General features: G+C 35.4%; 24 protein-coding genes and 1 pseudogene. 21 read left to right on the top strand and 4 right to left on the bottom strand.

Annotation, left to right across the window (positions count from 1 at the left end; genetic code table 11):
* Positions 1 to 105 precede the first annotated feature (105 nt).
* Both TS1_RS04040 and TS1_RS04035 read left to right on the top strand, forming a co-directional pair.
* Positions 106 to 1684 (top strand): annotated as a pseudogene (locus tag TS1_RS04040) (alpha-glucoside-specific PTS transporter subunit IIBC).
* Positions 1685 to 1708: 24 nt separating this feature from the next.
* On the top strand, positions 1709 to 2431 hold the full coding sequence (locus tag TS1_RS04035) for a phosphatase (protein ID WP_068708101.1): 723 nt from the start codon (positions 1709 to 1711) through the stop codon (positions 2429 to 2431).
* A gap of 19 nt (positions 2432 to 2450) precedes the next feature.
* On the opposite strand, the gene TS1_RS04030 is transcribed toward TS1_RS04035, so the two are convergent.
* Positions 2451 to 3209, bottom strand: coding sequence for a MurR/RpiR family transcriptional regulator (locus TS1_RS04030; protein WP_068708099.1), 759 nt, complete (start codon positions 3207 to 3209; stop codon positions 2451 to 2453).
* A 65-nt stretch (positions 3210 to 3274) separates the two neighbouring features.
* Between TS1_RS04030 and TS1_RS04025 the strand changes: the two genes are divergently transcribed.
* The gene (locus TS1_RS04025) at positions 3275 to 4015 is read left to right on the top strand and encodes an HAD-IIB family hydrolase (protein WP_068708097.1); all 741 of its coding nucleotides are present in this window, start codon (positions 3275 to 3277) and stop codon (positions 4013 to 4015) included.
* A 34-nt stretch (positions 4016 to 4049) separates the two neighbouring features.
* Here TS1_RS04025 and TS1_RS04020 read toward each other — a convergent pair whose 3' ends face one another.
* Positions 4050 to 4304 (bottom strand): helix-turn-helix domain-containing protein, encoded by a 255-nt coding sequence (locus tag TS1_RS04020; protein ID WP_068708095.1) that lies wholly within the window; start codon positions 4302 to 4304, stop codon positions 4050 to 4052.
* 113 nt (positions 4305 to 4417) lie between these two features.
* Positions 4418 to 4648 (bottom strand): helix-turn-helix domain-containing protein, encoded by a 231-nt coding sequence (locus tag TS1_RS04015; RefSeq protein WP_068708093.1) that lies wholly within the window; start codon positions 4646 to 4648, stop codon positions 4418 to 4420.
* Between the two features lie 630 nt (positions 4649 to 5278).
* Here TS1_RS04015 and TS1_RS04010 point away from each other — a divergent pair.
* The 18 genes from TS1_RS04010 (at position 5279) to TS1_RS03925 (ending at position 23057) form a co-directional block, all read left to right on the top strand.
* Positions 5279 to 6370: an alcohol dehydrogenase catalytic domain-containing protein gene (locus tag TS1_RS04010; RefSeq protein WP_068708091.1), complete on the top strand. Its 1092-nt coding sequence runs from the start codon at positions 5279 to 5281 to the stop codon at positions 6368 to 6370.
* A gap of 23 nt (positions 6371 to 6393) precedes the next feature.
* Complete coding sequence (locus TS1_RS04005) at positions 6394 to 6819, top strand: PTS sugar transporter subunit IIA (protein WP_068708089.1); 426 nt, start codon at positions 6394 to 6396, stop codon at positions 6817 to 6819.
* 131 nt (positions 6820 to 6950) lie between these two features.
* Positions 6951 to 7787: a class II aldolase gene (locus TS1_RS04000; RefSeq protein ID WP_068708087.1), complete on the top strand. Its 837-nt coding sequence runs from the start codon at positions 6951 to 6953 to the stop codon at positions 7785 to 7787.
* A gap of 17 nt (positions 7788 to 7804) precedes the next feature.
* Positions 7805 to 8848 (top strand): zinc-binding dehydrogenase, encoded by a 1044-nt coding sequence (locus tag TS1_RS03995; protein WP_068708181.1) that lies wholly within the window; start codon positions 7805 to 7807, stop codon positions 8846 to 8848.
* 21 nt (positions 8849 to 8869) lie between these two features.
* Entirely contained in the window at positions 8870 to 10339 is a 1470-nt protein-coding gene (locus tag TS1_RS03990) for a xylulokinase (protein ID WP_068708085.1), read from the top strand.
* A 70-nt stretch (positions 10340 to 10409) separates the two neighbouring features.
* Positions 10410 to 10883 carry a PTS sugar transporter subunit IIB gene (locus TS1_RS03985; RefSeq protein WP_068708083.1) on the top strand — a complete coding sequence of 158 codons (474 nt, stop codon included), beginning with the start codon at positions 10410 to 10412 and terminating at the stop codon, positions 10881 to 10883.
* 31 nt (positions 10884 to 10914) lie between these two features.
* Entirely contained in the window at positions 10915 to 11670 is a 756-nt protein-coding gene (locus tag TS1_RS03980) for a PTS mannose/fructose/sorbose/N-acetylgalactosamine transporter subunit IIC (RefSeq protein WP_068708179.1), read from the top strand.
* Positions 11671 to 12552 (top strand): PTS system mannose/fructose/sorbose family transporter subunit IID, encoded by an 882-nt coding sequence (locus TS1_RS03975; RefSeq protein WP_068708081.1) that lies wholly within the window; start codon positions 11671 to 11673, stop codon positions 12550 to 12552.
* Between the two features lie 273 nt (positions 12553 to 12825).
* Positions 12826 to 13743: a nucleoside hydrolase gene (locus TS1_RS03970; protein ID WP_068708079.1), complete on the top strand. Its 918-nt coding sequence runs from the start codon at positions 12826 to 12828 to the stop codon at positions 13741 to 13743.
* Positions 13744 to 13760: 17 nt separating this feature from the next.
* A complete protein-coding gene (gene dcuC, locus TS1_RS03965; protein WP_068708076.1) occupies positions 13761 to 15167 on the top strand; it encodes a C4-dicarboxylate transporter DcuC in 1407 nt (468 codons plus the stop codon).
* 11 nt (positions 15168 to 15178) lie between these two features.
* Positions 15179 to 15640, top strand: a complete 462-nt coding sequence (locus TS1_RS03960; protein WP_068708073.1) for a GNAT family N-acetyltransferase — start codon at positions 15179 to 15181, stop codon at positions 15638 to 15640.
* A 71-nt stretch (positions 15641 to 15711) separates the two neighbouring features.
* Positions 15712 to 16458, top strand: a complete 747-nt coding sequence (locus TS1_RS03955; RefSeq protein WP_068708071.1) for a GntR family transcriptional regulator — start codon at positions 15712 to 15714, stop codon at positions 16456 to 16458.
* 54 nt (positions 16459 to 16512) lie between these two features.
* The gene (rbsK, locus tag TS1_RS03950) at positions 16513 to 17427 is read left to right on the top strand and encodes a ribokinase (RefSeq protein WP_068708069.1); all 915 of its coding nucleotides are present in this window, start codon (positions 16513 to 16515) and stop codon (positions 17425 to 17427) included.
* Positions 17428 to 17630: 203 nt separating this feature from the next.
* Positions 17631 to 18290 carry a deoxyribose-phosphate aldolase gene (gene deoC, locus TS1_RS03945; RefSeq protein WP_038025609.1) on the top strand — a complete coding sequence of 220 codons (660 nt, stop codon included), beginning with the start codon at positions 17631 to 17633 and terminating at the stop codon, positions 18288 to 18290.
* A gap of 46 nt (positions 18291 to 18336) precedes the next feature.
* Entirely contained in the window at positions 18337 to 19524 is a 1188-nt protein-coding gene (locus TS1_RS03940; RefSeq protein WP_068708067.1) for a phosphopentomutase, read from the top strand.
* 21 nt (positions 19525 to 19545) lie between these two features.
* Entirely contained in the window at positions 19546 to 20493 is a 948-nt protein-coding gene (locus TS1_RS03935) for a sugar-binding transcriptional regulator (RefSeq protein ID WP_068708066.1), read from the top strand.
* A 19-nt stretch (positions 20494 to 20512) separates the two neighbouring features.
* Positions 20513 to 21811: a pyrimidine-nucleoside phosphorylase gene (locus TS1_RS03930; protein WP_068708064.1), complete on the top strand. Its 1299-nt coding sequence runs from the start codon at positions 20513 to 20515 to the stop codon at positions 21809 to 21811.
* A gap of 49 nt (positions 21812 to 21860) precedes the next feature.
* Positions 21861 to 23057: a NupC/NupG family nucleoside CNT transporter gene (locus TS1_RS03925; protein ID WP_068708062.1), complete on the top strand. Its 1197-nt coding sequence runs from the start codon at positions 21861 to 21863 to the stop codon at positions 23055 to 23057.
* Positions 23058 to 23232: 175 nt separating this feature from the next.
* Here the strand turns inward: TS1_RS03925 and TS1_RS03920 are convergent, their stop codons facing one another.
* Positions 23233 to 24165 (bottom strand): LysR family transcriptional regulator, encoded by a 933-nt coding sequence (locus TS1_RS03920; RefSeq protein WP_068708060.1) that lies wholly within the window; start codon positions 24163 to 24165, stop codon positions 23233 to 23235.
* Positions 24166 to 24306: the final 141 nt, after the last annotated feature.

Here is a 24306-nt window from a genome sequence, read left to right as displayed (position 1 = left end):
CTTTTCCTTCTTTTGTTTTCTTCCTTCCTAAATGAAAGCGATATATTGTTTTGGAGATTTGAGAAAACTATAATAAGGTCATTGCTTAGACAAGGAGGAAAAAAAGTGAAGGATAAAATACAAAAATTTGGCGGCGCAATGTTTACACCGGTCATGTTGTTGTCTTTTTCAGGGATTATTTTAGCAATTACTATCATTTTCCAAAATCCAATTATTATGGGTCCTATTGCTGAAGAAGGCACTGTATGGTTTAAAATATGGGATATTGTAAGCGCAGGAATGTGGACCGTTTTTAATAACTTAGAATTATTATTTGCTATTGCGTTACCCATCGGTCTAGCAAAAAAATCGCTTGCTAGAATTAGTATGGAATCATTTGTTGTATATATGTCATTTAACTACTTTGTTGGTGCAATCTTAGAAAACTTTGGTGGATTTTTCGGTGTAGATTTTTCAGTTGAACCTGAAACCGGCTCTGGCTTAAAGTTAATTGGAGGTATAAAGACACTTGATACAGGTATTATTGGCGCTATTGTGATTGCATTAATGGTGGTATATCTTCATGATCATTTTTTTGACAAAAAAATTCCCGATTGGTTAGCGATGTTTAATGGGTCATCGCTTGTCGTATTCTTGGGAATGATGGCAGCGATTGTCGTTGCTTTAATCTTTTGTTTTATTTGGCCTGTATTTCAACGTGGAATGGGAAATATCCAAACCTTCTTTGTTGGTAGTGGGGGCTTTGGTATATGGTGTTATTCATTATTAGAAAGACTGCTGTTGCCAACAGGGCTTCATCATTTGTTAACACAACCATTTAGTTACGGTCCGGTTGTTGTAAATGAAGGGATTACTACTTACTGGTTAGATCATCTGGTTGAATTTAGTCAGTCAGCTAAACCATTAGCTGAACTATTTCCTGGAGCAGCTTTTAAATTATATGGACATAATAAAATCTTTGCTGCACCGGGTGTAGCGGCGGCCTTATATTTCACAGCTAAACCAGAAAACAAGAAAAAAACAGGCGCACTTGTCATTCCCGCAGCGATAGCGGCGGTTGTTGGTGGAATTACTGAACCGCTTGAATTTACCTTCTTGTTTGTTTCTCCACCTTTATATGCAGTTTATGCTGTGCTTTGTGCTAGCTTATCAACAGCTCAATATGCTATTGGTATTCGAGGAGATTTTACCAGTGGTTTAATTACCTGGCTTGCCAAGAACTGGATTCCGCTGTGGCATAATCACTACAATGAATATATTAAGCAAATTATTGTAGGATTAATCTTCACACTTATCTTTTTTGTTGTATTTTATTTTTTAATTGTCAAATTTGACATTAAAACGCCTGGGCGTCAATTGGTGGGAAATACGAAATTATATACCAAAAAAGATTATAAACAAAAAAAGAATGAAGAAAAAATTGAAAAAGATGGAAAAGAAAATGAGTTTCAAATCAAAGCTCAGGCCTTTTTAGAGGGGATTAGGTGGCAAAGAAAATATCGAAAGTGTAACAAATTGCGCGACCCGTTTACGTACTTCTGTTGTTGATACCTCAAAAGTACTGGATGATGAGTACTTCCAAGAATATGGTGCTTTAGGTATGGTACGAAAGAAAAATAATATTCAAGTGATTGTGGGCCCGAGCGTTCCTCAAGTTAGAGATGAGTTCGACAAATTACTGTAATAAAAATAAGAAAAGAGCGATAGAATGTTAGAAGCAAAAATAGATACACATACTCACACAATAGCATCCATTCATGCGTATAGTACATTAATGGAAAATATTCAGATAGCTAAGAAAAAAAGTTTGACAGGTTTAGCAGTAACGGATCATGCACCCGGTCTAGGCATAGGAGAAACATTTCCTAAATCTTATTTTGGAAATATGAGAAAGGCTATCCCAGAAGTTGTTGATGGACTTCGGATTATCAAGGGTGTGGAAGCAAATGTTATGGACCACGATGGAAATCTTGATTTACCAACTTCTACCTTTGAAAAACTAGATCTAGTCATTGCTTCCTGCCATGAAAAAGTCGTAAAACCCGCTACGATTAAAGAACATGATAAGATTTGGGAAAATATTGCCAAAAATCCTTGGGTAGATATTATAGGCCATTCAGGTAATGGAAATTATGATTTCTCTCATGAAAAAATTATCAAGTTATTCAAGGAATACGATAAAATAGTGGAAATAAATTCTTCTTCTTTTCCGTATCGGAAAAATGCACGTAAAAACTGTCGAGATATTGCTTTATTATGTAAAAAATACAGAGTAAAGGTAACCATCAGTTCAGATGCTCATTTTGCGACAGATATTGGTAATTTTACAGAATCTTTAAACATGCTGGAAGATATACAATTTCCACAAGAATTAATTGTCAATCGTAATCTAGATACGTTGCTTGAAGCATTACCGAAAATAAAAAAATAAAATGGGAATCATTCCCATTTTATTTTTTGAAATTAAGATAGTCTTTAACAATTAAATCAAGTAAAAAACAAAGAGGCGCATAGGATACGTAAGGATTCTCAGGAGAAAGAGGGTTGAGTATAGGGGTCGTTTTAAGATAAAGATTTAATGAAGCAATACTTGCTAGCTCATTTGTTGCAAATTGAGTGATAGATACAACAATGATTCCTCTTTCTTTTAATAATATTAGATCCTTTTTGACATTATCGACTTTTCCTCTAATAGATACAATGAATAAAAGATCATTTTTTACCATTGTGTCGCTATATAAACGTAATTCAACGCTTGTGGGAAGTGACGTCAAAGCCCGTTGACTAGAAATCATTCCTCTTTTAAAATCCTCTAAAATTGTTCTTTGTCCGTACCCAGTTCCATAGGTATAAATATGAGGCGCCTGGTATAGCAACTGTGAAAGATAATTTAACTTTTTTGAATCAATTAAACGCAATGTTTCTTTTAAATCATTCGTAGTGCTATCGAGGATAGATTGAGTTGTTTGTTGTGTAACCAATTTTTCTACTTCGAGTTTTAACTGGTATTTAAATTCGCTGTACCCTGAATAGCCAATCTTTTTACATAATCGTATCACGAAGGATTTGGATACTAAATTTTTATTGGCGAATTCGTTAATAGTTAAATTATAAAATTGACGCTTATTTTTTATCACTTGATCTAAAACTCTGCGTTCATTTTCATTTAATTGATCAAAATTATTGTTCATTTTTTCTGTGATTGACATAAATGACCTCCCAAATTGCTACTTTTACTGTAACCTATTTCAAATGTAAAATAAAGGAGTTAGCTATGAAATTACTTGTGAGTGATTTTGATGGTACATTATATCAAAATCATATGATAGACCAGGATACACTATTACAAATTAAACATTGGCAAAACGCAGGGAATTATTTCATTATTGCTACGGGACGAGATTTTCCCAGTTTAGTAGAAAAAATAAAACATTATCAAATTTCTCCAGATTTTATTATCGGAAATAACGGCGCAACGATAAATCAAATAGCATTAACGAAAATCAATCAAGCGATGTATCGTTTGTTGGTCGACAGGATCGTGAGTAATGAAGAAATTTTCCAAGAAATAAAAATCAGTCATCTTTCCAAAAATAAGATTTATTCAAAAAGAAGTACTTTTACAGAACTAAAACTTAAAGGATTACAAAACTTTTTTCTTGAAGAAAAGGTGATCCAACTTTCTGTTAAAGCCTATTCTGTAAAAAAAGCAAGTCAATTTATAGAAGCACATGCTTCTGATTTTCCAGAGGTGAGTTTTCTTGGAAATATTGAAACAATCGATATTGTCGGGAGTTCTGTGAATAAGCTTTTTACTATTCAACAGTTAATAAAGCAACTTGAAATCTCTGAAAAAAATGTTTTTACTATCGGGGACGGTTTAAATGATTGGCAGATGGTAAATAGATATCAAAGTGCCTCTTTTCCCTGGGTAGATTCGCTGCTAATAAAAGCAGTAGATCACCAAGTGCACAATGTTGGTGAATTTATAAAACAAATTTCCTACGATAAGTAGGAAATTTGTTTTATCTGTTTATTTTAAGATCAAATTAATTTGTCTCATCTTTATAAGAATCATCGTTTTCAATGGAGATAATTTCGTTCATATCATGAAGGTCTAAAGCTTCAGCGATTCTTTTAAGATGTCCAAGATCAACTCGTTGGCGTTCGTTTCTAGCTAAACGACTTAAAGAAGAGATTTGAATATCGGTGTCTATTGCCATATCTCTTAAAGAGTCATAATTTTCTTTGGCAAGTTTATCCACATGAAGAACGATTTTTTTAGGTTGGTATCCAGCTTTCATGGTAGTCTTCCTCTCTTGTTTTATTCAACTACCAAAAGCATAGTATAGCTGTAGCAAAGAAGTGTTATACATATCTATATCAAAAGTGAAAATATTAAAACACATAGGAATTCCTATGTGTTTATTTCGTCATCCTCAATGGAAATAATGTCGTTCATATCATTAAGATCTAAAGCTTCAGCAATTCGCTTAAGATGCCCAAGGTCAATTCGTTGTTTTTTTCCATTAGCAAGCGGACTTAGCGCAGAAATTTGAATATCTGCTTGTCTACCTAGTTCCCGTAAGCTTATATTTTCTTTTTCGATTAAATCTTGTATATGAAGCACAATTCGTTTTGTTTTCATAAAAATAGGCTCCTCTGCTAGTTGCATCTAAAACTAGGATAGTATATAATGGTTTCAAAAGTGATATAGATATCTATATCATCTATTATTTATATTAATTGTTAGCGCTTTTTAACACTAAGGGAGTTATGTTGAGAAATGACAAATTTTTAGTTATAAACCAATTGTTGTAGACAATTTAAAGCGCAAAACAATGATTTCAGTTGGAAAAAGAGCGAGGTTTAATAGATAGAAAGGAGATCATATTAATAAAAATTTTGTAGAAAAGGTTTATGGAGAAAGTACTAGTTAATGGGTAACGTAATATAGAAGATATTGTTTTTTTTGGCAAAATGAAACTATCGTTATAATATCAAACATTATTTTATTTAAAATCAAGTAATGGGGAGTAACTAAATAAAAGGCTTAACCCAATTTTTTCTAACTAAGATTAGAGAAAATTGGGCTTTTTTGTTTATGTTTCAATTAGTAGAAAGACACTATCAAAGGTATAAACGAAAGGAGGGAGATAAAAAAGTAATTTCTTTAGTTAAAAAATTAAAAACTGCACGCGAAAAATATATATCGTTATTTTAAAATAAACAAGGCTTTAGTGTTTTATTTCAACAATTAAGTATTGGAGGAAAATTAATGAGCAGCAATAAAGTGAACACAAATGTACTAAGCTTGGTAGAACCATTTAAAATAAAAGAGATTGAAAAAGTTGTTGACTATGAGGAAGGCTGGGTAGAAGTACGCCCTACTATGGCAAGTGTCTGTCATGCAGACTTGCGTTATTTTAACGGATCAAGAGGGGCAGAAGTTTTAAAGAAAAAACTCCCTATGGCCTTAATTCATGAAGGTATTGGCATTGTTGAATCATCAAAATCTGAAGAATTTTCAGCTGGGGATCGTGTAGCCATTGTTCCTAATATTCCAAACAGAGTTTTACAACCATCTGTAGCTTCAGAAGGCCAGAAAATACCAGCGAATTATGCCTCAGGGTCTGAGTTTTTAGGGAGTAATCGTGATGGTATTGCACAAACCCGTTTAGTACATCCAGCAGACTGTCTTGTTAAAATTCCCGATAATATTTCAGATGAACTAGCTGTACTCTCAGAAGTTAGCTCTGTTTCGAATCATGCAATTAGTCATATAGAAAGCGATTTAAAAGACACAAGCAAAAACATTGCTCTGTTTGGAGATGGTCCAGTTGGTTATTTAACTGCCTGTATGATTTCTTTTATGTTTCATGTAGAGAAAGAACGTTTTACTGTCTTTGGTGCAGATGCTGAAAGATTAGCTCACTTTGACTTTGCTGAAACGAAAATGTCACCGGAATATAATTTCGAAGAGCCTGAGAAAAAATATGACGTTATTATTGAGTGTACCGGTGGCAATTTTAGTGCAGTTGCTATTAATGAAGCAATTGATTTATTCAAACCTATAGGGAAACTCGTTTTAATGGGGGTTTCAGAAGAGAAAGCACCTATTAATACCCGAGATGTGTTAGAAAAGGGGTTAACTTTATATGGGAGTAGTCGCTCTACCACATATAACTTTGAAAAAGTGATTGAAGGAATGACTACATTACCTGAATACAGAGAAGCTTTAAGTCGAATATTGCCAAAAGGAACGGATAAACACTTTACTGTTTCGAGCGGTTTAGACTTTCAAAACGCAATGAATTCGATCTCGAATGATAAAACTTGGGAAAAAGCTATTTTAAATTTTAATTATTAACTAAGAAAAAAGAAGGTGAAAAAGTGATAGGGATTATTATAGCCACTCATGGTGATTTTTCTAAAGGCATTTTGAATGCTGCAGAAACGATCATGGGAAAACAAGATAATTGTGAAGTGCTCACCTTATTTCACGAAACGAGTGTAGAGGATTTTGCTGATGAGATGACAGAGAAAGTAAATAATGCGTTTGAAGAAAGTGAAAATGTCATGGTGTTTACAGACCTTTTTTCTGCTACTCCTTACAATCAAGCAGTGTTGAACGGACGCAACAGAAATAAAGAGCAGTATCGTGTCATATGCGGTGTGAATCTTCCTATGCTCATTGAAGCTTTTAATCAAAGAATGCTACAAAAAGATATAAATACTATAACAGAAAAGGCAATTGATGCTGGCGAAAAGGGTATTGACGAGTTTTTTAATTTAATGGAAGAAATGGATAAAGAGTAAGAAGACTAAAGAAAAAAAGTGATTATTATGGATCAGCGCTCACTTATATTATTTCTCTTATCCAACAATGTTTGAGACACCTTCGTTTATAAAGCATTTTATAATATAAATAACAAAAAGGAATGACCTAAATGAAATTGGTTAATGGTTTTAAATTAATGGAATACGGGAAAGAAAACGGGCTGCTTTTACCCGCTTTTAACACAACAAATTATGAAGTTACCAAAGGGATCATTGACGGTTTTGACGCCATGGGGTTGGGTGGTTATATCGCTATTTCGTCTAGTAATTTAAAATTATCTAGCCCAAAGATTATCGCGGATATGGTGAATAGCGTGATGAAGGATAAGTCAACCCCCGTATCACTTCATTTAGACCATGGGAAAAGCTTTAAAGATGTTAAAGCTTGTATAGATGCTGGTTTTACTTCCATTATGGTAGATGCTTCTCACCTATCTTTTGAAGAAAATATCAAAGAAGTTCAACGTACAGTTGAATATTGTCATTTCTTTGACATCCCTGTCGAGGCGGAATTAGGAGCCATTCAAGGTAAAGAAGATGATCATGTGTTAGAAGAAGATGCGAAAACTTCTTCAGAAGATGTTAGGGAATTTGTTGAGCAAACGGGATGTGATTTATTGGCCGTGTCTATTGGAAATGTTCACGGAATGGAGTTAACACCGAACCTTGATTTTCCATTACTAGACGAAATTGTAAAAAAATCCTCTGTGCCTCTAGTTTTACATGGTGGTTCAGGAATACCTTTTGATCAAGTAAGAAAAGCTAAAAAGAGAAACCTTATAAAAGTAAATTACGGATCTGACCTACGCCAAGCATTCATCCGTACTTATGGAAAAGCTTATGAACAAAATCATAATGAATTTAATTTAATGGGGTTATCGCAAGAAGCAGTAAAAAATGTTATGGGCAGAGTAGAGTCCATTATTGAAGAAGTAAATGTTAAATAGGAAGGGGTGTATTGGATATGAAAGCAGTAGTCGAAGTTGGAGCAAAAGAAATTGTGGTCCAAGAGTTACCCACCCCAGAGATTCAAGCAGATGAAGTTTTGATGAAAGTGCGAGCCAATGGCTTATGCACTAATGACTTTCGTGACTATGCCGGAGAATCTGATTATACTTTTCCACGTGTTGGGGGACACGAATTTAGCGGTGAGATCGTTCGAATCGGGTCAAAAGTTGATAGTGATCATTTTAATGTAGGAGATCATGTAGTGAAATATATCATTCCTAACTGTGGAGAATGCCATTATTGTAAAACAGGTCGCCCAAATTTATGTAACAAAGTATATACTTCAACTACTTTTCAAAATCCGGACGGAATTTCTGGTTTCTTTGGACTAGCGCAATATATAGCAGTAAAAAGTAAAGACCTATATAAATATCCTAAGGAGATTCCTTATACAAAAAGTGCATTTACTGAACCTGTGGCTTGCGTAGTTAACAGCGTAGAAAAAGCCGGAATTGCTTTGGGACAAGATGTTTTAATTATCGGTGGCGGTGTTATGGGATTACTTCATGTTCAACTAGCTAAACTACGTGGTGCGCGAGTCATTGTTAGTGAACCAAATAAAGACAGACAAGAATTAGCACAAAATTTAGGTGCAGATATTACTTTTGATCCGACAGAAGGTGATGCTATCGAATTTGTAAAACAACAAACTGAGGGGCGAGGAGCAGAAATTGTGTTTAATACTACTGCAAATCCTAATGTTGCTCAACAGGCGTTAGACTTTACTGCAAAAGGTGGTAGGACGTTGATGTTTAGTTCTATGCATCCTAATGAGCCGGTTCCAACAGATATGGGAGCTGTTCATTCGCAAGAAAGGACGATCACAGGGACAGTTAGTCCAACGATTGCAACTTTTTATCGCGCTACTCAATTGATTGCAAAAGGTTTAGTGGATGTAGAAACATTATTAGATAAAACTTTTAACTATACCGACGCCACTGAAGCTTTTGAATATGGTGCGCGTCCAGAAACTTTAAAAACGATGATCACTTTCGATTAAGTGGGCTAAAGGAGTCATTTCATGTCAAAACTTTATATTGGAATCGATATTGGAACGACTTCCATTAAATTAACTACTGTAGATCAAAAAATGAAGGCATTGGCTGACTTACAATACAATTATCATTACCTTACACCTAAGGAAAACTTTAATGAAATTGAGCCAGATGTATGGCTGAAAATTGTGATGAAAGGTCTGAAAAAACTTTTTCAACAATTTTCATCTGACTTCATTGCAGGCATTGGAATTACTGGCCAAATGCATACCACCGTTTTTGTTGACCAAAATAAACAAGCGATTCGTCCAGCTATTTTATGGAATGATACACGTACACAAGAGATGATTCCTAAAATAAAGAAGCAATTACAACAAACAAGTAGAAGCGCGCCGATAGCAAAGATAGTTTCTACAGGGAGTCCTTTAGCTAACTTATTATGGCTAAAGGAGAAAGAATTTGAAAGTTATAGGAAAATCCATAAGGTGTTAATTGCCAAGGATTACCTTGTCTTGAAGTTAACAGGAACGTATTCGACTGACTATTGTGATGCTTCCACTTCTTCGTTTTTTGATCTTTATCAAGATCAATGGTCACAAGAAGTGGTGCAAATTTTTGATTTACCTGAGAAGATTTTTCCTGTGATTCATTACTCTTCGAAAAGAGTTGGAATGTTGACAAAAGGAATTCAAGAGAAACTAGGGATTAATGCGGCTATTCCAGTAGTAGCTGGTACAGGAGATAATGTTGCTTCTGCTTTAGTTTCAGGCTGTTTTTATAATCATCAGCCCTTAATTTCTCTAGGTACTTCAGGAGTAGTAGCTGTTCCTAATGAAGGACATCATTTAAAAGAAACAGGGAAAAATGTGGTAACTAAAATTCAAGAAGGGGATAGTTCTGTTCTTACACAAGGAACGGTTCAAGCAGGGGCCAAAGTGAACAGTTGGTGGGCGGAAAATATTTTGCACACGGATGATTTCTTTGGAGAGCAAGATAAAATACCTTCTTCGTTGATTGGAAAAAATAATGTGCTATTTTTTCCACATTTAAATGGAGAAAAGACCCTTTACGCTTCTCCCAAATTAAGAGGAGCTTTTGCTGGATTAAGCTTAGATACAACACGTGAAGCGATGTACTTAGCGGTTTTAGAAGGGTTAGTTTTTGGGATACGTAGATTATACGAGGCTATGAAAAATAAAGAAGCCCCCTCTTATTTTTCAATTGTAGGAGGTGGAGCTAAAAGTAAACTTTGGATACAGTTGTTTGCCAATATATTGCAGACACCTATCAAAAGAATTAATACTTCACAAGAAGCTGTCCATGGCGCGGCTCTTTTAGCTATTCTCGGGGTAAATGATTTTTCTGATATTGAGCATAGCGATTATCAAATGATTCAACCACAAACACAGTTGATTTCTTCATATGAAGAAAAATATCAAAACTATTTAAGGTTAGCGAATTTGATATTTGATTATACGGAAAACTTAAATTTATGACGAACAATGAATAAGAGAACAAGACGGTTTAATTGAAAAGTAGATAGTAGTATGAAAAGGGGATAATAATATGGCAAAAATAGTGTTAGCAAGAATAGATGATCGTTTAGTACACGGGCAAGTAATGACACAGTGGTTACAATATTCAGGAGGGAACCATATCGTTATTGTTGATAGCGATGTTGCAGCAGATTCGTTTAATACAAATATGATGAAAATGGCGGTTCCTAGAAGCGTTAAATTAGATGTGTTCACCGAAGATGAGGCAAAAGAAAAAATTAGTGAACTTCCTGATTCAGCTAAAGTCATCATTTTAGCTAAAAGGCCTCAAGTTTTTGATAAGTTAGCTGAAGACGGTCTGGAGCTTGGCTCAGTGATTGTAGGTGGAATGGGTCAAAATCAAGAACGAAAAAAGCTTTATAAAAATATAGCCGCTTCCGATGAAGAAAGAGAAGCCTTTCGTAAAATTATTGACCAAGGTATTGATTTAAAGATCCAAGTAGTGCCTTCAGATAAGACGATATCAGTTGAGACATTATTATAAACTAAAACATTGAGGTGAAGAGAATATGGAAATTGCAATAAACCCAATACAGGCCTTTTTAATAGGGATTGTTTATTACTTAGGTATTGATGGAACGCCATGGATTACCCATTTAGGGAACCATACTTGGTTGAGACCTATGTTTAATGGTTTCATCGTCGGGATCATTTTAGGTGATCCAGTTCAAGGGACAATCATTGGCGCAGCAATTAATTTACCTTATTTAGCTTTTATTTCAGCAGGTGGGTCGGTTCCTATGGATCCAGCATTAGCTGGTACGGTAGGAACTGCTTTAGCTTTGGGCGCCAATGTTTCCCCTAGTGTAGCTACGACAATGGCAATCCCAATCGGACTTTTGGGAACGATTATATGGATTGTTCATATGACAGTAGATACAACTTTTGTTCATATGGCAGACAAAGCAGCGGAAGAAGGAGATATCCGTAAAGTTAACATACTACATGTCGCGCCGCCACAAATCTTTTTATTTATTATTAGTGTTATTCCTGTAGCCTTTGCGGTGTACTTTGGGGTAGATGCAGTTCAATGGTTAGTTGATGCATTATCAGGAAGACCTTTGGATATTTTATCTGCTATTGGTGGTATTCTTCCTGCACTAGGTATAGCGATGAACTTACGAGCTATGAATGGAAGTGGAAAATTAATATTTTTCCTTCTAGGTTTCTTATTAACAGCATATTCAGGTTTGCCAATATTAGCACTTTCAATTTTTGGCGCAATTATTGCCTGGATTTGGACTACTCTTGATTTGAAAGGAGAATACTAAATGGCCGAAGAAAAACTTAATAACGAAGAAATAAAAAAAGAAGAAGATAATAACAATATAGTTTTGTCGAAAAAAGATATTGTTAAATCATTTTGGCGCTGGAGATTTTTTGTTCAGTCAAACTATAACTATGAAAGGCTTCAATCAACAGGTGTGATCTTCTCTCTTAGTCCAGTATTAAAAAAATTATATGGACCAAAAACAGATGAAATGTCGGAAGCGTTAAAACGACATATTCAATTTTTTAATACAGAGGCAGCTTTTGGCGGTACAATTTTGGGTATGACTATTGCAATGGAAGAAGAAAAAGCTAATGGAGCTCCTATAAATACGGATACGATTAATGGTTTAAAAACTGGAATGATGGGGCCTCTTGCTGGTATTGGAGACACTCTATGGCAAGGAACTTTGATACCAATTCTGTTATCTTTTACTTTACCTTTTGCTTCTCAAGGAAATATTGTGCTTGGCCCGATACTATTTGCGGTTTTACACATGGGGCTTATGCTAGTGCTATCATATAATGTCTGGATGTTTGGATACAGAAGAGGTAGGGAAGGAGTGCAGGAACTACTTTCAGGTTCAGCGTTACCAAAGGTCATGTCTTTTGCACAGACTTTAGGAGCCATTGTTATTGGCGGTCTAGCAGCTCAGTTTGTGGATGTTGTATCTCCTGCGACTTTAAATTTGAGTTCTGATGTTACGTTAAGTATTCAAGAAGATGTTCTTGACGAATTGGTTGTAGGGATACTTCCATTAGGCATTACTCTCTTAACTTACTATTTATTAAAAAAGCAATTCAAACCTACAACAGTTTTAGTAATATTGATTATTTTGGGGGCTGTACTTGCAGGATTTGGGTTGATAGGGACTGCTGATTAGAAATAATAGCATAAATTGTAGTTGAAATATTTATCTCTAATATTTGAAACAAATTCTACTTGTTGATGATATATTTAGTAACTAATTATATATTAGAATAATATCGGAATAAAATAAGATAGTATTATATTATATGTGTCCATCTATTTTTAGATGGGCTTTTTTATTTTGTTTATCAAAAATATAACGTTGGCTTATTTAATACAATGTTGTATTATTTCTTCTAAAGAAAGCGCTTGTCTTAATAAAAAATTTTAGAGGAGAATAATCAATATGAAAAAAAATGTCATTATAAGTACTGATCCGGGCATTGATGATGCTGTTGCGCTAGCTTTAGCAACGTTTAGCAGAGAACTTAATGTGCAACTTGTTTGTCCTTTATTCGGAAATGTAAACGTTAATAATACCGTTGCGAATACTGAAAAGTTATTAACTTTTTTTGAGAAGGATATAAGAATTGTAGCTGGGAGCCAACAGCCTTTAATACGTGAAAGCATTGAAGCTAGTAATATTCATGGAAAAACAGGTATGGAAGGTTTCGATTTTCCTAAAGCATCTCAATTGGCGGATACTTCTTTAACTGCGGTTGAAGCCATGCATCAAGTAGTCAGTCAGAATAAGACAAACACTACGTTAGTTGGAATAGGTCCGTTGACGGATATTGCATTATTTATTCATTTATATCCGCAAGACTTATCTAAAATTGAGGAAGTCGTTGTAATGGGAGGGACATTAGATAGAGGGAATTTTGGTGTTCTATCGGAATTTAATTTTGCTTCTGATCCGGAAGCTACCAAGATGGTTTTTGACAGTGGACTAAAGATAAGAGTTGCTCCGATGCAAGTTGGGCGGCAAGCAAAAGTGATGCCAGAGACTTCAGAAAAAGTTAAAAGGCTAAATAAGATTGGGGACATGTTTTACCAATTATTTTCTAAATACCGCGGGGGCAGTTTTGCGAATGGTTTAAATATGTATGATGCACTAGCTATTGCTTTAATTTTAAAACCGGAGATATTCGAAGAAGTATCTACACGGGTTGAAATCGAAACTGCTGGAAATTTAACAGCGGGTGCTTCATTAATTGATTTAAAGAATTATTTGAAATTACCTGATAACGCAAAAGTTGCTGTATCCGTTGATTCAATTCAATTCGAAGAATGGTTTGTTGCTGCGTTAGGAAAAGCCGATTAAAATTAGGAGGAAAAACCATGGAAGTTATAATAACTTGCGGAATTGGGATTATTGCAATTGGGATTTTAGTATATATGTTGTTAAAGAAAAATGACATTAAAATGACCTTATTACTTTTGGGTGTTATTTTAATGTATGTAGCACTTCTTATGAGGCGTGATCTAGGGCTTACTGAAAGTACAGGAATTATGTGGTTAGATCCTTTCCAATCCATTGTTGATCAATTTTCAGATACATTGGTCGGTCCAGGCTTTGTTATCTTGATTTTAGGCGGGTATAGTGCCTATATGAATCATATTAATGCTAACCAAGTAACAGTACATGCGTTAACAAAGCCTATTTCTAAAATTAAATCTGTTTATATTTTGATTCCTATTGTATTTTTAATAGGGAATCTACTATCACTTGTTATTCCAAGTGCTTCGAATTTAGCTATTATTTTGTTAGCTACTTTATATCCTGTCTTGCGTGCAGCCGGTGTGTCAAGATTTAGCTCAGCAGCAGTGATTGCGACATCGGCCACGATTGTACCTACACCTTTAGGTTCAGATAATGTAGCGATTGCTGCTCAATTAGGAGTAAGTGCAACTGAATACGTCTTTACAAGTCATGCAATAGTTTCTATACCAACTCTTTTAGCAATAGCACTAGTTCATTATTTCTGGCAGAAACATGAGGATAAAAAAGAAAATGAAAATTTAACTTATGCTGATGAATTAGAAAAAAATGGTTCAGACAAAGAGCAAACAGAAGAAACTTTCATGTACTCTGGATTTAAAGGTTTCATTTATGGTGTTTTGCCGTTATTACCCATTATTTTATTACTGCTAGTTTTTGTAATAAATATCATTGTAGGGACTGAGTTAAATATTAGTGTACAAGTAGTAAGTATTATTAGTTTCATTGCAGCGGTATTAGTAGAAGTTATTAACAAGAAAACTTTGAAAAATGTACTGCAAGAGACAAGTGCCTTTTTTAATGGAATGGGCGATGTTATGAGTGTAGTAGCACTATTAGTAGCAGCACAAGTTTTTGTTCAAGGATTGACTTCGATTGGGATTATCGATTTGGTCCAAAGTGCAATGACAAGCATGAATAGTGCGGGAATTTTATTACCGGCAGTAATGGTTCTTTTTACAGCTATTATTGTACTTTTAAGCGGGAGTGGAACGGCTCTATTATTTGCTATGATACCATTAATGATTCCGTTGGCAAACGCAGCAGGAATTGATCCGGTCTCTTTATCTGTACCGATGCAACTTTCTGGGAACTTATTAAGAGCAGTTTCGCCAGTTGCCGCAGTAGTTTTAATTGTAGCTGGAACTACTAAGCTCTCACCCGTTCAAATTATTAAGCGAACTTCTGTGCCAATGGTTTTTGGGGTGATAATGTCTGTCGTTTTGTCATTATTGATTTTCCAATAATGATAGGAAAAATGACGAAAAGATTAGCAACGATTGAAGATTTGCCTCGAGTGCTAATGCTTGTTGAAGATGGTAAAAAACAAATGGAAGCTAAGAGAGTTACTCAATGGAATAAAGATTATCCTACTTCGGATATAGTAAAAGCAGATATACAACAAAGGACTCTTTGGCTTTATGGTCAAGAAGATGAAGCTTGTGTCACAGTGATATTAGAAGGAAATACACTCAATATTTGTCGGCTTGTAGTAGATTCTTTATACCAAAATCAGGGATGGGCTAATTTCATACTGCAAGATATTTTAGATTATGGGGCGATCATTAAACAAGTAAAACAGGTGAAAATTGTTACGAATCATTCCAACCAAAGCATGTTAAAGTTATTATCAACTAAAGATTTTATTGCAAAACGTTCTTTTTTAGTTGAGGGACGGGAAAGTTATGGTTCTTTTATAGAGTTTAGTCACGCACTCTAAAGTAGAAAAAAATGTGATTATGGTACAATAAAGGTAATGATTTTAAATATGCTTGTAAGGAATGAAATTAAATGCACCATACACCTAAATATGTTCAAATTTATAATCAAATGATGACGATGATCAAACGTTCTCAGTTTCCACCAGGATCAAAGTTACCTTCTGAAGAAAAACTAACGCAAGACTTTGGAATTAGTCGGGTCACTTTGAGGACTGCACTATCATTACTAAAAGAAGACGGGATGATCCATAGTATTCATGGTCAAGGCCATTTTGTATCCGCTGATACTTCTGGAGAAAATCATAGAGGACTTGGCAGCTTTAGTTGTCCTATTATGGAGAGTCTTAATCTACCTTTAGAACAAATTACTGGAAAAGATGCTTACTATTATAAAAACCCTAGTAGTACTTTCACAGATAAATTATTCCAAGTGCAAGATTTATCTTATTTAACATTAAATGTTTGGTATGAAAGTAATGAACAAAATGTTGCTAACATATTTTCAATTATTTTGCCGGAAACAGTAAGGCAATTTGGTCTTGATTTAGAAAATAAGAAACAAATTATTCATTTTTTAGAAAAAGATATTTATCAAAAAGCTTTAAATTCGCATTTAACTATAACGATCTCGTCTCGAGATGTGGAAAGTTTTCGCCGAAAATTTCCTAAAGATCAGAAATTAGTTTTACTGACAGAAGATCTTTATTCAAACGATGGAAAACTCCTAGCTCAAAACAAACATTACATTCCTGAGGCTTTTTTCCGTACATCTCTAATACGTTATCGAAGTGGTTACACCAATCAATTAAATGAATGACATTAAGAGCAACGCTTGTATGTTAGAAATAAGGAAGTGGAGATAAAGATAAACATGAACAAAATTACGGTATTAGGTAGTATGAATCTTGACACTACGATTAGAACAGAACGTTTGCCCAAGCCTGGCGAAACGGTGCATTCCAAAGAAATGTTTACTGGAGGTGGCGGTAAAGGAGCTAATCAGGCGATTGCTGCTGCTAGAAATGGCGGAGAGGTAAGGTTTATTGGAGCTGTAGGAAAAGATACTGCGGGTAAAACGATCTTAGAATTACTGGAACAAGACGATATCAACGCGCAAGGGATTAAAGAACTAGCACACACACGAACCGGTAGTGCCTATGTCATGGTCGACGATAAAGGTGAAAATAGTATTATCATTCATGGGGGCGCGAACCTGAAAATTTCTGAAAGCCATGTGAGTGAAGTAAGTCAACTCATCACGACAAGTGATTTTCTGATTGCACAGTTTGAGACGAATTTATCGAGTATTGAAAAAGCTTTTGAAATTGCTAAACAGGCCAATGTGACGACTATTCTTAATCCGGCACCCGCTCCGAAAGAAATTTCAGCAAAACTGATTCAATTAACGGATATTCTCGTCCCTAATGAAACAGAATTAGAGATGATCACAGGCAGGAAAGTAACAAACCAAAAAGAGTTAGATAATGCAGCTCAGGTCATCCATCAAATGGGAGTCAAAGGTTTAATTGTTACCTTAGGAAGTAAGGGAGCATTTTATTCTTTTGCTAGCGTGGCAAGTGGGTTTGTCCTAGCTTTTAAAGTGGATGCGAAAGATACAACAGCTGCTGGAGATACATTTATTGGCGCTTTAACAGCAAAATTGTCGGTAGATATGAGAAATATAGAGGAAGCAATTCACTATGGAAATAAAGCTTCTTCTTTAACGGTACAACGTTATGGCGCTCAGCCCTCCATTCCTTACGAAAGCGAATGTCTTAAATCATAAACAGAGCGATAGTTGAAAGTGCAGCTCTAATCAATTCATAAAAAAATCGATTTTAAAACCTCTTCATTGGGATTTAAAATCGATTTTTTTTATAGAAATAAAGTGTAATAAGAAATTTATTTGAACAAAATTTCATAATTATACTTTACATTTGTAAAACAGACTGTTACGATTTAAGTATCAAACGAAAGGGGATTCAAAAAATGGAATTAACAACCAATGAATTAGCAAAATATTTAGATCATACAAACTTGCAACCGAATGCAACAAAAGCAGATATTGAAAAGACATGTGAGGAAGCAAAACAATATCAAACAGCTTCCGTCTGTGTGAATGGCTACTGGGCATCTTTTGTCACAGAACAACTTGCAGGAACAGGGATTGAAACTTGTGTAGTTGTCGGCTTTCCTTTAGGAGCAATGAGTACGGCTAGTAAAGTAGCAGAAGCGAAAAAAGCGATCGAAGACGGCGCAGATGAAATTGACATGGTCATTAATATTGGCGAGTTATTAGGAAATAATGACGAAGCTGTTCAAGCAGATATTCAAGCGGTCGCTGATGGCGTACATCAAAAAGGAAAAATTTTAAAAGTCATTCTTGAAACTTCATTTCTTAATAAAGAACAAATTGTAAAAGCTTGTCAACTATCAGAAGAAGCTAAGGCTGATTTTGTAAAAACTTCTACTGGATTTAGTAGTGCAGGGGCAAAGGAAGATGACGTCAAAATTATGCGTGAAACGGTAGGCGATCGTTTAGGTGTCAAAGCTTCTGGAGGCATCCATAGCAGACAAGAAGCTTTGGGAATGATCGAAGCTGGAGCGAGCCGTTTAGGTGTTAGTGCAACAGTAGATATTTTGAAATAAATACTTTATTGCATATTTCATATTTAGATATCAAGGAGGAATAAAAATGGCTTACAAACGTATTTTTGGTATTGTACTTGATTCTGTAGGAACAGGGGCAGCACCTGATGCAGATCAATTTGACGACCTTGGTTCAGATACTTTAGGACATGTCGGACAAGCCTATGAAGGAAAGCTTGCTTTACCTAATTTGCAAAAGTTAGGAATTTCTAACTTGCGGGAACAAGCAATTGAAGGCGTGCCCGCTGTTGAGCAACCACTGGGATACTTTGGTAAAATGACCGAAATTTCTGCTGGAAAAGATAGTATGGATGGACATTGGGAAATGATGGAATTACCTGTTGAACAACCACTAAATTTTTTCCCTAACGGTTTCCCTGAGGAACTATTGGCAAAGATTGCTGATTTTTCAGGTCGAAAAATTGTCGGAAATCGCCCAGCTTCTGGGACAAAAATTATTGAAGAATTAGGCGAACATCAAATGGAGACCGGAGACTTGATTATTTATACTTCTGGAGACTCAGTTCTGCAGATTGCAGCCCACGAAAAGATTATTCCGTTAGATGAGCTTTACCGTATTTGTGAATATGCGCGTAGTTTAGTCAATGGACCAGAGTATACTGTGGGACGCGTCATTGCTCGCCCGTATGTAGGAGAAGATAAAGATCATTTTACACGTACGTCAAATCGGCATGATTATGCATTAAAACCTACAGGAAAAACGTCTTTAGACTATCTGCAAGAAAATGGTGTGAAAACCATTGGGATTGGAAAAATCAATGATATCTTTAGCGGACAAGGTTTGGATGAAGTTTATCATAATGAGAGCAATATGGATGGCATGGACCATGTAGATCATGTTATGCAACAAGATTTTACCGGATTTTGTTTTGTTAATTTGGTGGATTTTGATTCGATGTATGGTCATCGCCGCAATCCAATGGGTTTTGGTCAAGCGTTAATGGACTTTGATCAACGTTTGGGTACAGTGTTAAACCAATTGCAAGAAGATGATCTATTAATGATTACAGCCGATCATGGAAATGATCCTGGCTTTAAAGGGACGGATCATACGCGTGAACAGGTACCGTTGTTGGTATATTCTCCAAGCATGCAAGCACCAGCAACACTAGGTACACGTACGACTTTTTCTGATTTTGGTGCAACAATTGTTGCCAACTTTGGTGTCAAGAGTAATGGTTTAGGAACTAGCTTTTTAGACCAGTTAGCATAAAAGATAAAGATGAGGGAGAAAATGGAAAATAAATACGACGAAACAAAGCTGAAACAAGCTTTGACTGTAGCCCATCTTTATTATGAGGAAAATCTTGGACAAGCAGCGATCGCTAAAAAATTAGAACTCTCTCGCCCAACCATTTCTCGGTTGTTGCAGCTAGCTAAAGATGCCGGTTTCGTCAAGATTCAGATTGAAAATCCATTTGTGAATTCAAAAGATCTCGCCCGCATATTATCTGAAAAATATCGGGCGACGATCAAAGTTGTTCCTCCAAGTTATCAAGGGAAAACGTCAAGTATGGATCGTGTGGGGGCTTATACAGCTGACTTTTTAGCAAATTTAGTCCAACCCAACGATATTATTGGAATTGGTTGGGGAAAAACGATCCATGCGGTGACAAGGCAGTTGGGAAATCCAATTGTCTCTGGCGTACAAACGGTTCAGTTAAAAGGTAGTTTTAGCTTCGGACATGAAAAAACATATGCTTATGAAAGTATCAATGAGTTGTCTCGTGCTTTTCACACGAAAACACAATATTTACCTTTGCCCACCATTTTTGATAATGAGACCACAAAGAATTTGGTCGAACAAGATCGATTTATTAAATCGATCTTGGATCTGGGCAAACAGGCCAATATTGCTTTATTTACAGTGGGAACTGTACGCAAAGATGCTTTATTATTCAACTTGGGGTACTTGGATGAAAAACAAAAAAACACCTTGCAAGAAAAGTCGGTGGGAGACATTGTTTCTCGTTTTATTGACGGTAAAGGAGAGATTGTTGACTCTGAATTAAACCGACGTACTGTAGGGATTGATTTAGCAGAATTAAAAAAGAAAGAACATTCGCTTGTGGTGGCAAGTGGGATGAAAAAAGGAGCGGCAGTTCATGCTGTTTTGCAAGCAGGATATGCGAATTATGCGATTTTGGATACCTCCTTGGCACAAAATTTAATGGAACGATAAATGATTGGAAGTGTAAGAAATGAGAATGGTAGATATTATTGATAAAAAACGTAATGGGGGTGAATTAAATAAAGAAGAGCTACAATTTTTTGTAAACGGCGTCAGTGATCAGACGATCCCTGATTATCAAATCAGTGCTTTGCTCATGGCCATTTATTTTCAAGATATGACAGATCAAGAGCGGGCCAATCTCACTATGGAAATGATGAAATCAGGGGAGCACTTGGATTTATCAGAAATCCCAGGAGTCAAGGTAGACAAGCACTCTACTGGAGGTGTAGGGGATAAAATTAGTCTTCCACTTGCTGCAGTAGTTGCCGCAACAGGGATTCCTGTCCCTATGATTTCAGGCCGTGGCTTGGGCCATACCGGAGGAACACTTGATAAATTAGAAGCGATTCCTGGCTATCAAGTTGAAATTAGCGAAAAAGCCTTTATTGACCAAGTTGCTAAAGAAAAATTGGCGATTATCGGTGCGACTGGAGATATTGCTCCTGCAGATAAAAAGATTTATTCCTTACGAGATGTAACTGATACGGTAGATTCGATTCCTCTGATTGCCAGCTCGATTATGAGTAAGAAAATTGCTTCTGGCACAGATGCTTTAGTGATTGATGTGAAAACGGGTTCAGGGGCTTTTATGAAAACGTTAGACGATTCTATCTCCTTGGCTAAAGCTCTTGTAGAAATTGGCAAGGGTGTTGGAATGCAATGTATGGCGGTCATTTCTGACATGAACCAACCTCTAGGCACTAAGATTGGCAATTCACTTGAAATTGAAGAATCGATCGATATCTTAAAAGGGCAGGGGCCTGAAGATGTGCGTGAACTTGTATTAACATTAGGAAGTTATATGGTAGTACTCGGGGGCAAAGCACAAGAATTTTCTGAAGCTAGAGCATTACTAGAAGAAGTGATTGCATCAGGAAAAGCATTAGACCGCTTTCGGGCGATGATTAAAGCGCAAGGTGGCGATGAACGGGTCATTGAAGATTACAAAATCATGCCACAAGCGAAATATAAAATCGAATTACCAGCGAAAACAAGCGGCGTTGTTGCAAGCATAAAAGCGGATGAAATCGGCATTGCCAGCATGATGTTAGGCGGTGGCAGACAAAAAGCTGAAGATGCGCTTGATTATAGTGTAGGAATTGAGCTGCACAAAAAAATTGGGGACAAGGTTGAAAAAGGAGAATCCTTATTGACGATTTATAGTAACAGTGAAGCGATCGATTCAACGAAAAATTTGTTGTATCAAAATATAGAAATCGCGGATTCTGCCCAAAAACCTCAAATGATTTATCAAATCATTGACTAACAGCAATATTCTCCAATGAAAATTTATGAAATGAAAGAGGCGCATGATAATGCAATTTGTGTTTTTGCTAACGGGTCTAGCTTTAGTCTTTATCATTGGCTGGTTAGTAAGTAGTGACCGTAAACAAATTAAATTTAAAAAGATGGGAATCATGTTTGCGTTACAATTGATTATTTCCTTTCTTTGTTTGAATACTTCCGGCGGCGTTCATGTAATGGAAAATATATCTGCCTTCTTTGGTTGGCTGACGGAACAAGCTGCTGGCGGTGTTGACTTTGTTTTCGGTGGTTTGATGATTCAAAAAGGAGCCTCTGTCTTCTTTTTAGATGTATTAATGCCTATTGTCTTTATATCGGCATTAGTAGGGATTTTAAATTACCTTAAAATCTTGCCTTTTATCATTAAATGGACAGGGTATTTATTAAATAAATTAGCCGGAATGGGCGAGCTAGAAAGTTATTTTGCGGTTTCCACGGCTATCTTAGGACAACCTGAAGTTTTTCTCACGGTAAAAGAAAAAATCCCTAAATTAGATGAGAAACGACTTTACACGATTTGTGCTTCTGCTATGAGTGCAGTTTCCGCAGCTGTTTTAGCTTCTTATATGCAGCTAGTGCCGGGTAAATTTGTTGTGACTGCGGTCTTTTTAAATATTTTATCCGCCTTGATCGTTTCATGTATTGTGAATCCCTACGATGTTTCTAAAGAAGAGGAACTTTCGGTAAATGCGGTCGAAACCGTCGATGTTTCTAAAGAACCTTTTTTCCAAGTTTTGGGTAATTATATTCAAGATGGATTCCAATTAGCCATTACTGTAGCAGCAATGCTCATTGGTTTTGTGGCTTTAGTTACTTTTTTGAATAGCACTTTTGCTGCTATTTTTAATATTGAATTTACGACCGTATTAGGGTATATATTTTCACCAATTGCCTTTTTGATGGGAGTTCCTTCTGCGGATATTACTCAAGTAGGAAGTCTTATGGCAACGAAAATCTTAACGAACGAATTTGTTGCTTTAGGCGAATTGAATCAAGTAGCAGAAACGTTGTCCCCTAAAGGGAACGCGATTATTTCTTCCTATTTAGTTTCCTTTGCTAATTTTAGTGTTGTCGGAATTATCACAGGTTCTATAAGATCAATTAGCGAAAAACAAGGCGGATTTGTTGCGAAATTTTCGATGAAGCTTTTACTAGGGGCAACCTTAGCTTCTATTTTAACAGGAACCATCGTGGGCTTGTATTTTTAATAGAGAAGATTTATAGTTTATGATCGGAATAATGGGTAGAAAATGACTAAAATAAATGTTATATAAGTATCACTAAAGTTGAAATAAAAAATTGCTTTCTTATTTTATTGCTGGGAGAACCTCAACAATGAAGTAAGAAAGCTTTTTTAGTAATAAATACCGAACAAATAGACAATTAGTAACTATGCCTTTGTTTATTTGAATTTAGAAAACCATGAATAAAGTCTTTTTCTACCTCCGATAAAATACGATTTGAAGAGTATGCAATGAAATAGTCCAATGAGAGAAACTCTTTAGAAATAGGGTATAAATTATAAGCTCCTTGCTCAAAAGGGGAAAGTACACTTTCTGGCACAACGGCAATGCCGCTACCATTTTTCGCTAGTGCTGCTACTGTATAAATATTACTACTTTCAAGCAAAATTTTTGGTTTCATTTTATAATTATTTAGCAATTGGTCTATTTGTCGCCGAATAGCAGAACCATTAGTAGTTAAAACTAAATTTTCTTGTAATAGTTCTTTTAATTTTATTGATTTTGCTGGTAGTATAAATTCATTTTCTTGATAGAATGTTGAAGTTTTGGGAATGATGACATAATAATGTTCAAAACCACAACGATGGACAGTTAACTCTTGTGAAATTGTATCTGCATTTTGTCCAATAAAAAAATCTAAAGTTCCTTCTATCACCCTTTTTTCATTTATTTGCGGAAGGTCTTCTTCAATATTTAGCCGAGTATTTTGGTGTTTAATGAGAAATTTTGGAACAAATAATGGCAATAAAAATGTCCCTAAACTTGCTAAAATTCCTAAACGAATTCTAGGCTGAGCAGAACGAGAAAATCTGGCAATTCTTTTTTGTAAATCGGCCTCTTTAGCTTCCAATGTTTCTAAATATTGATAATAAATTTTCCCTGCTTCTGTCAATTTAAAGTGAGCAGATTGACGATTGATAATTTCGACGCCTAGTTCTTGTTCTACTTTTTTGATTGTTTGGGTGAGGTAAGGTTGTGATATATATAAATTTTTAGCAGCTTTAGTAAAATTATTGTATTTGAGCAAGGTATCAATGTATTGTAACATTTGCAAGGAATCTTTTAATGACATAAAAAGCGTCTCCTCTCTAAACTATAACTATATACTTATGAGTTAATAATTAAATAAATATTTCACAATGTCAATCTTTAATTTTATAATTTAAAATGTAGTAACGTAATTATTTTTAATAAGTTTTGATCAATTAATCAC

It is taken from the genome of Tetragenococcus solitarius NBRC 100494 (genome assembly GCF_001544195.1).
In the GTDB taxonomy this organism is placed as follows: Bacteria; Bacillota; Bacilli; order Lactobacillales; family Enterococcaceae; genus Tetragenococcus; species Tetragenococcus solitarius.
This window is presented reverse-complemented; position numbering and strand designations above follow the sequence as displayed.

Excerpts from the sequence above, each read along its gene's own strand:
- TS1_RS04035 (WP_068708101.1), top strand. The coding sequence starts at position 1,709 with ATGTTAGAAGCAAAAATAGATACACATACTCACACAATAGCATCCATT.
- TS1_RS04030 (WP_068708099.1), bottom strand. The coding sequence starts at position 3,209 with ATGTCAATCACAGAAAAAATGAACAATAATTTTGATCAATTAAATGAA.
- TS1_RS04025 (WP_068708097.1), top strand. The coding sequence starts at position 3,275 with ATGAAATTACTTGTGAGTGATTTTGATGGTACATTATATCAAAATCAT.
- TS1_RS04020 (WP_068708095.1), bottom strand. The coding sequence starts at position 4,304 with ATGAAAGCTGGATACCAACCTAAAAAAATCGTTCTTCATGTGGATAAA.
- TS1_RS04015 (WP_068708093.1), bottom strand. The coding sequence starts at position 4,648 with ATGAAAACAAAACGAATTGTGCTTCATATACAAGATTTAATCGAAAAA.
- TS1_RS04010 (WP_068708091.1), top strand. The coding sequence starts at position 5,279 with ATGAGCAGCAATAAAGTGAACACAAATGTACTAAGCTTGGTAGAACCA.
- TS1_RS04000 (WP_068708087.1), top strand. The coding sequence starts at position 6,951 with ATGAAATTGGTTAATGGTTTTAAATTAATGGAATACGGGAAAGAAAAC.
- TS1_RS03995 (WP_068708181.1), top strand. The coding sequence starts at position 7,805 with ATGAAAGCAGTAGTCGAAGTTGGAGCAAAAGAAATTGTGGTCCAAGAG.
- TS1_RS03990 (WP_068708085.1), top strand. The coding sequence starts at position 8,870 with ATGTCAAAACTTTATATTGGAATCGATATTGGAACGACTTCCATTAAA.
- TS1_RS03985 (WP_068708083.1), top strand. The coding sequence starts at position 10,410 with ATGGCAAAAATAGTGTTAGCAAGAATAGATGATCGTTTAGTACACGGG.
- TS1_RS03975 (WP_068708081.1), top strand. The coding sequence starts at position 11,671 with ATGGCCGAAGAAAAACTTAATAACGAAGAAATAAAAAAAGAAGAAGAT.
- TS1_RS03970 (WP_068708079.1), top strand. The coding sequence starts at position 12,826 with ATGAAAAAAAATGTCATTATAAGTACTGATCCGGGCATTGATGATGCT.
- dcuC (WP_068708076.1), top strand. The coding sequence starts at position 13,761 with ATGGAAGTTATAATAACTTGCGGAATTGGGATTATTGCAATTGGGATT.
- TS1_RS03960 (WP_068708073.1), top strand. The coding sequence starts at position 15,179 with ATGACGAAAAGATTAGCAACGATTGAAGATTTGCCTCGAGTGCTAATG.
- TS1_RS03955 (WP_068708071.1), top strand. The coding sequence starts at position 15,712 with ATGCACCATACACCTAAATATGTTCAAATTTATAATCAAATGATGACG.
- rbsK (WP_068708069.1), top strand. The coding sequence starts at position 16,513 with ATGAACAAAATTACGGTATTAGGTAGTATGAATCTTGACACTACGATT.
- deoC (WP_038025609.1), top strand. The coding sequence starts at position 17,631 with ATGGAATTAACAACCAATGAATTAGCAAAATATTTAGATCATACAAAC.
- TS1_RS03940 (WP_068708067.1), top strand. The coding sequence starts at position 18,337 with ATGGCTTACAAACGTATTTTTGGTATTGTACTTGATTCTGTAGGAACA.
- TS1_RS03935 (WP_068708066.1), top strand. The coding sequence starts at position 19,546 with ATGGAAAATAAATACGACGAAACAAAGCTGAAACAAGCTTTGACTGTA.
- TS1_RS03930 (WP_068708064.1), top strand. The coding sequence starts at position 20,513 with ATGAGAATGGTAGATATTATTGATAAAAAACGTAATGGGGGTGAATTA.
- TS1_RS03925 (WP_068708062.1), top strand. The coding sequence starts at position 21,861 with ATGCAATTTGTGTTTTTGCTAACGGGTCTAGCTTTAGTCTTTATCATT.
- TS1_RS03920 (WP_068708060.1), bottom strand. The coding sequence starts at position 24,165 with ATGTCATTAAAAGATTCCTTGCAAATGTTACAATACATTGATACCTTG.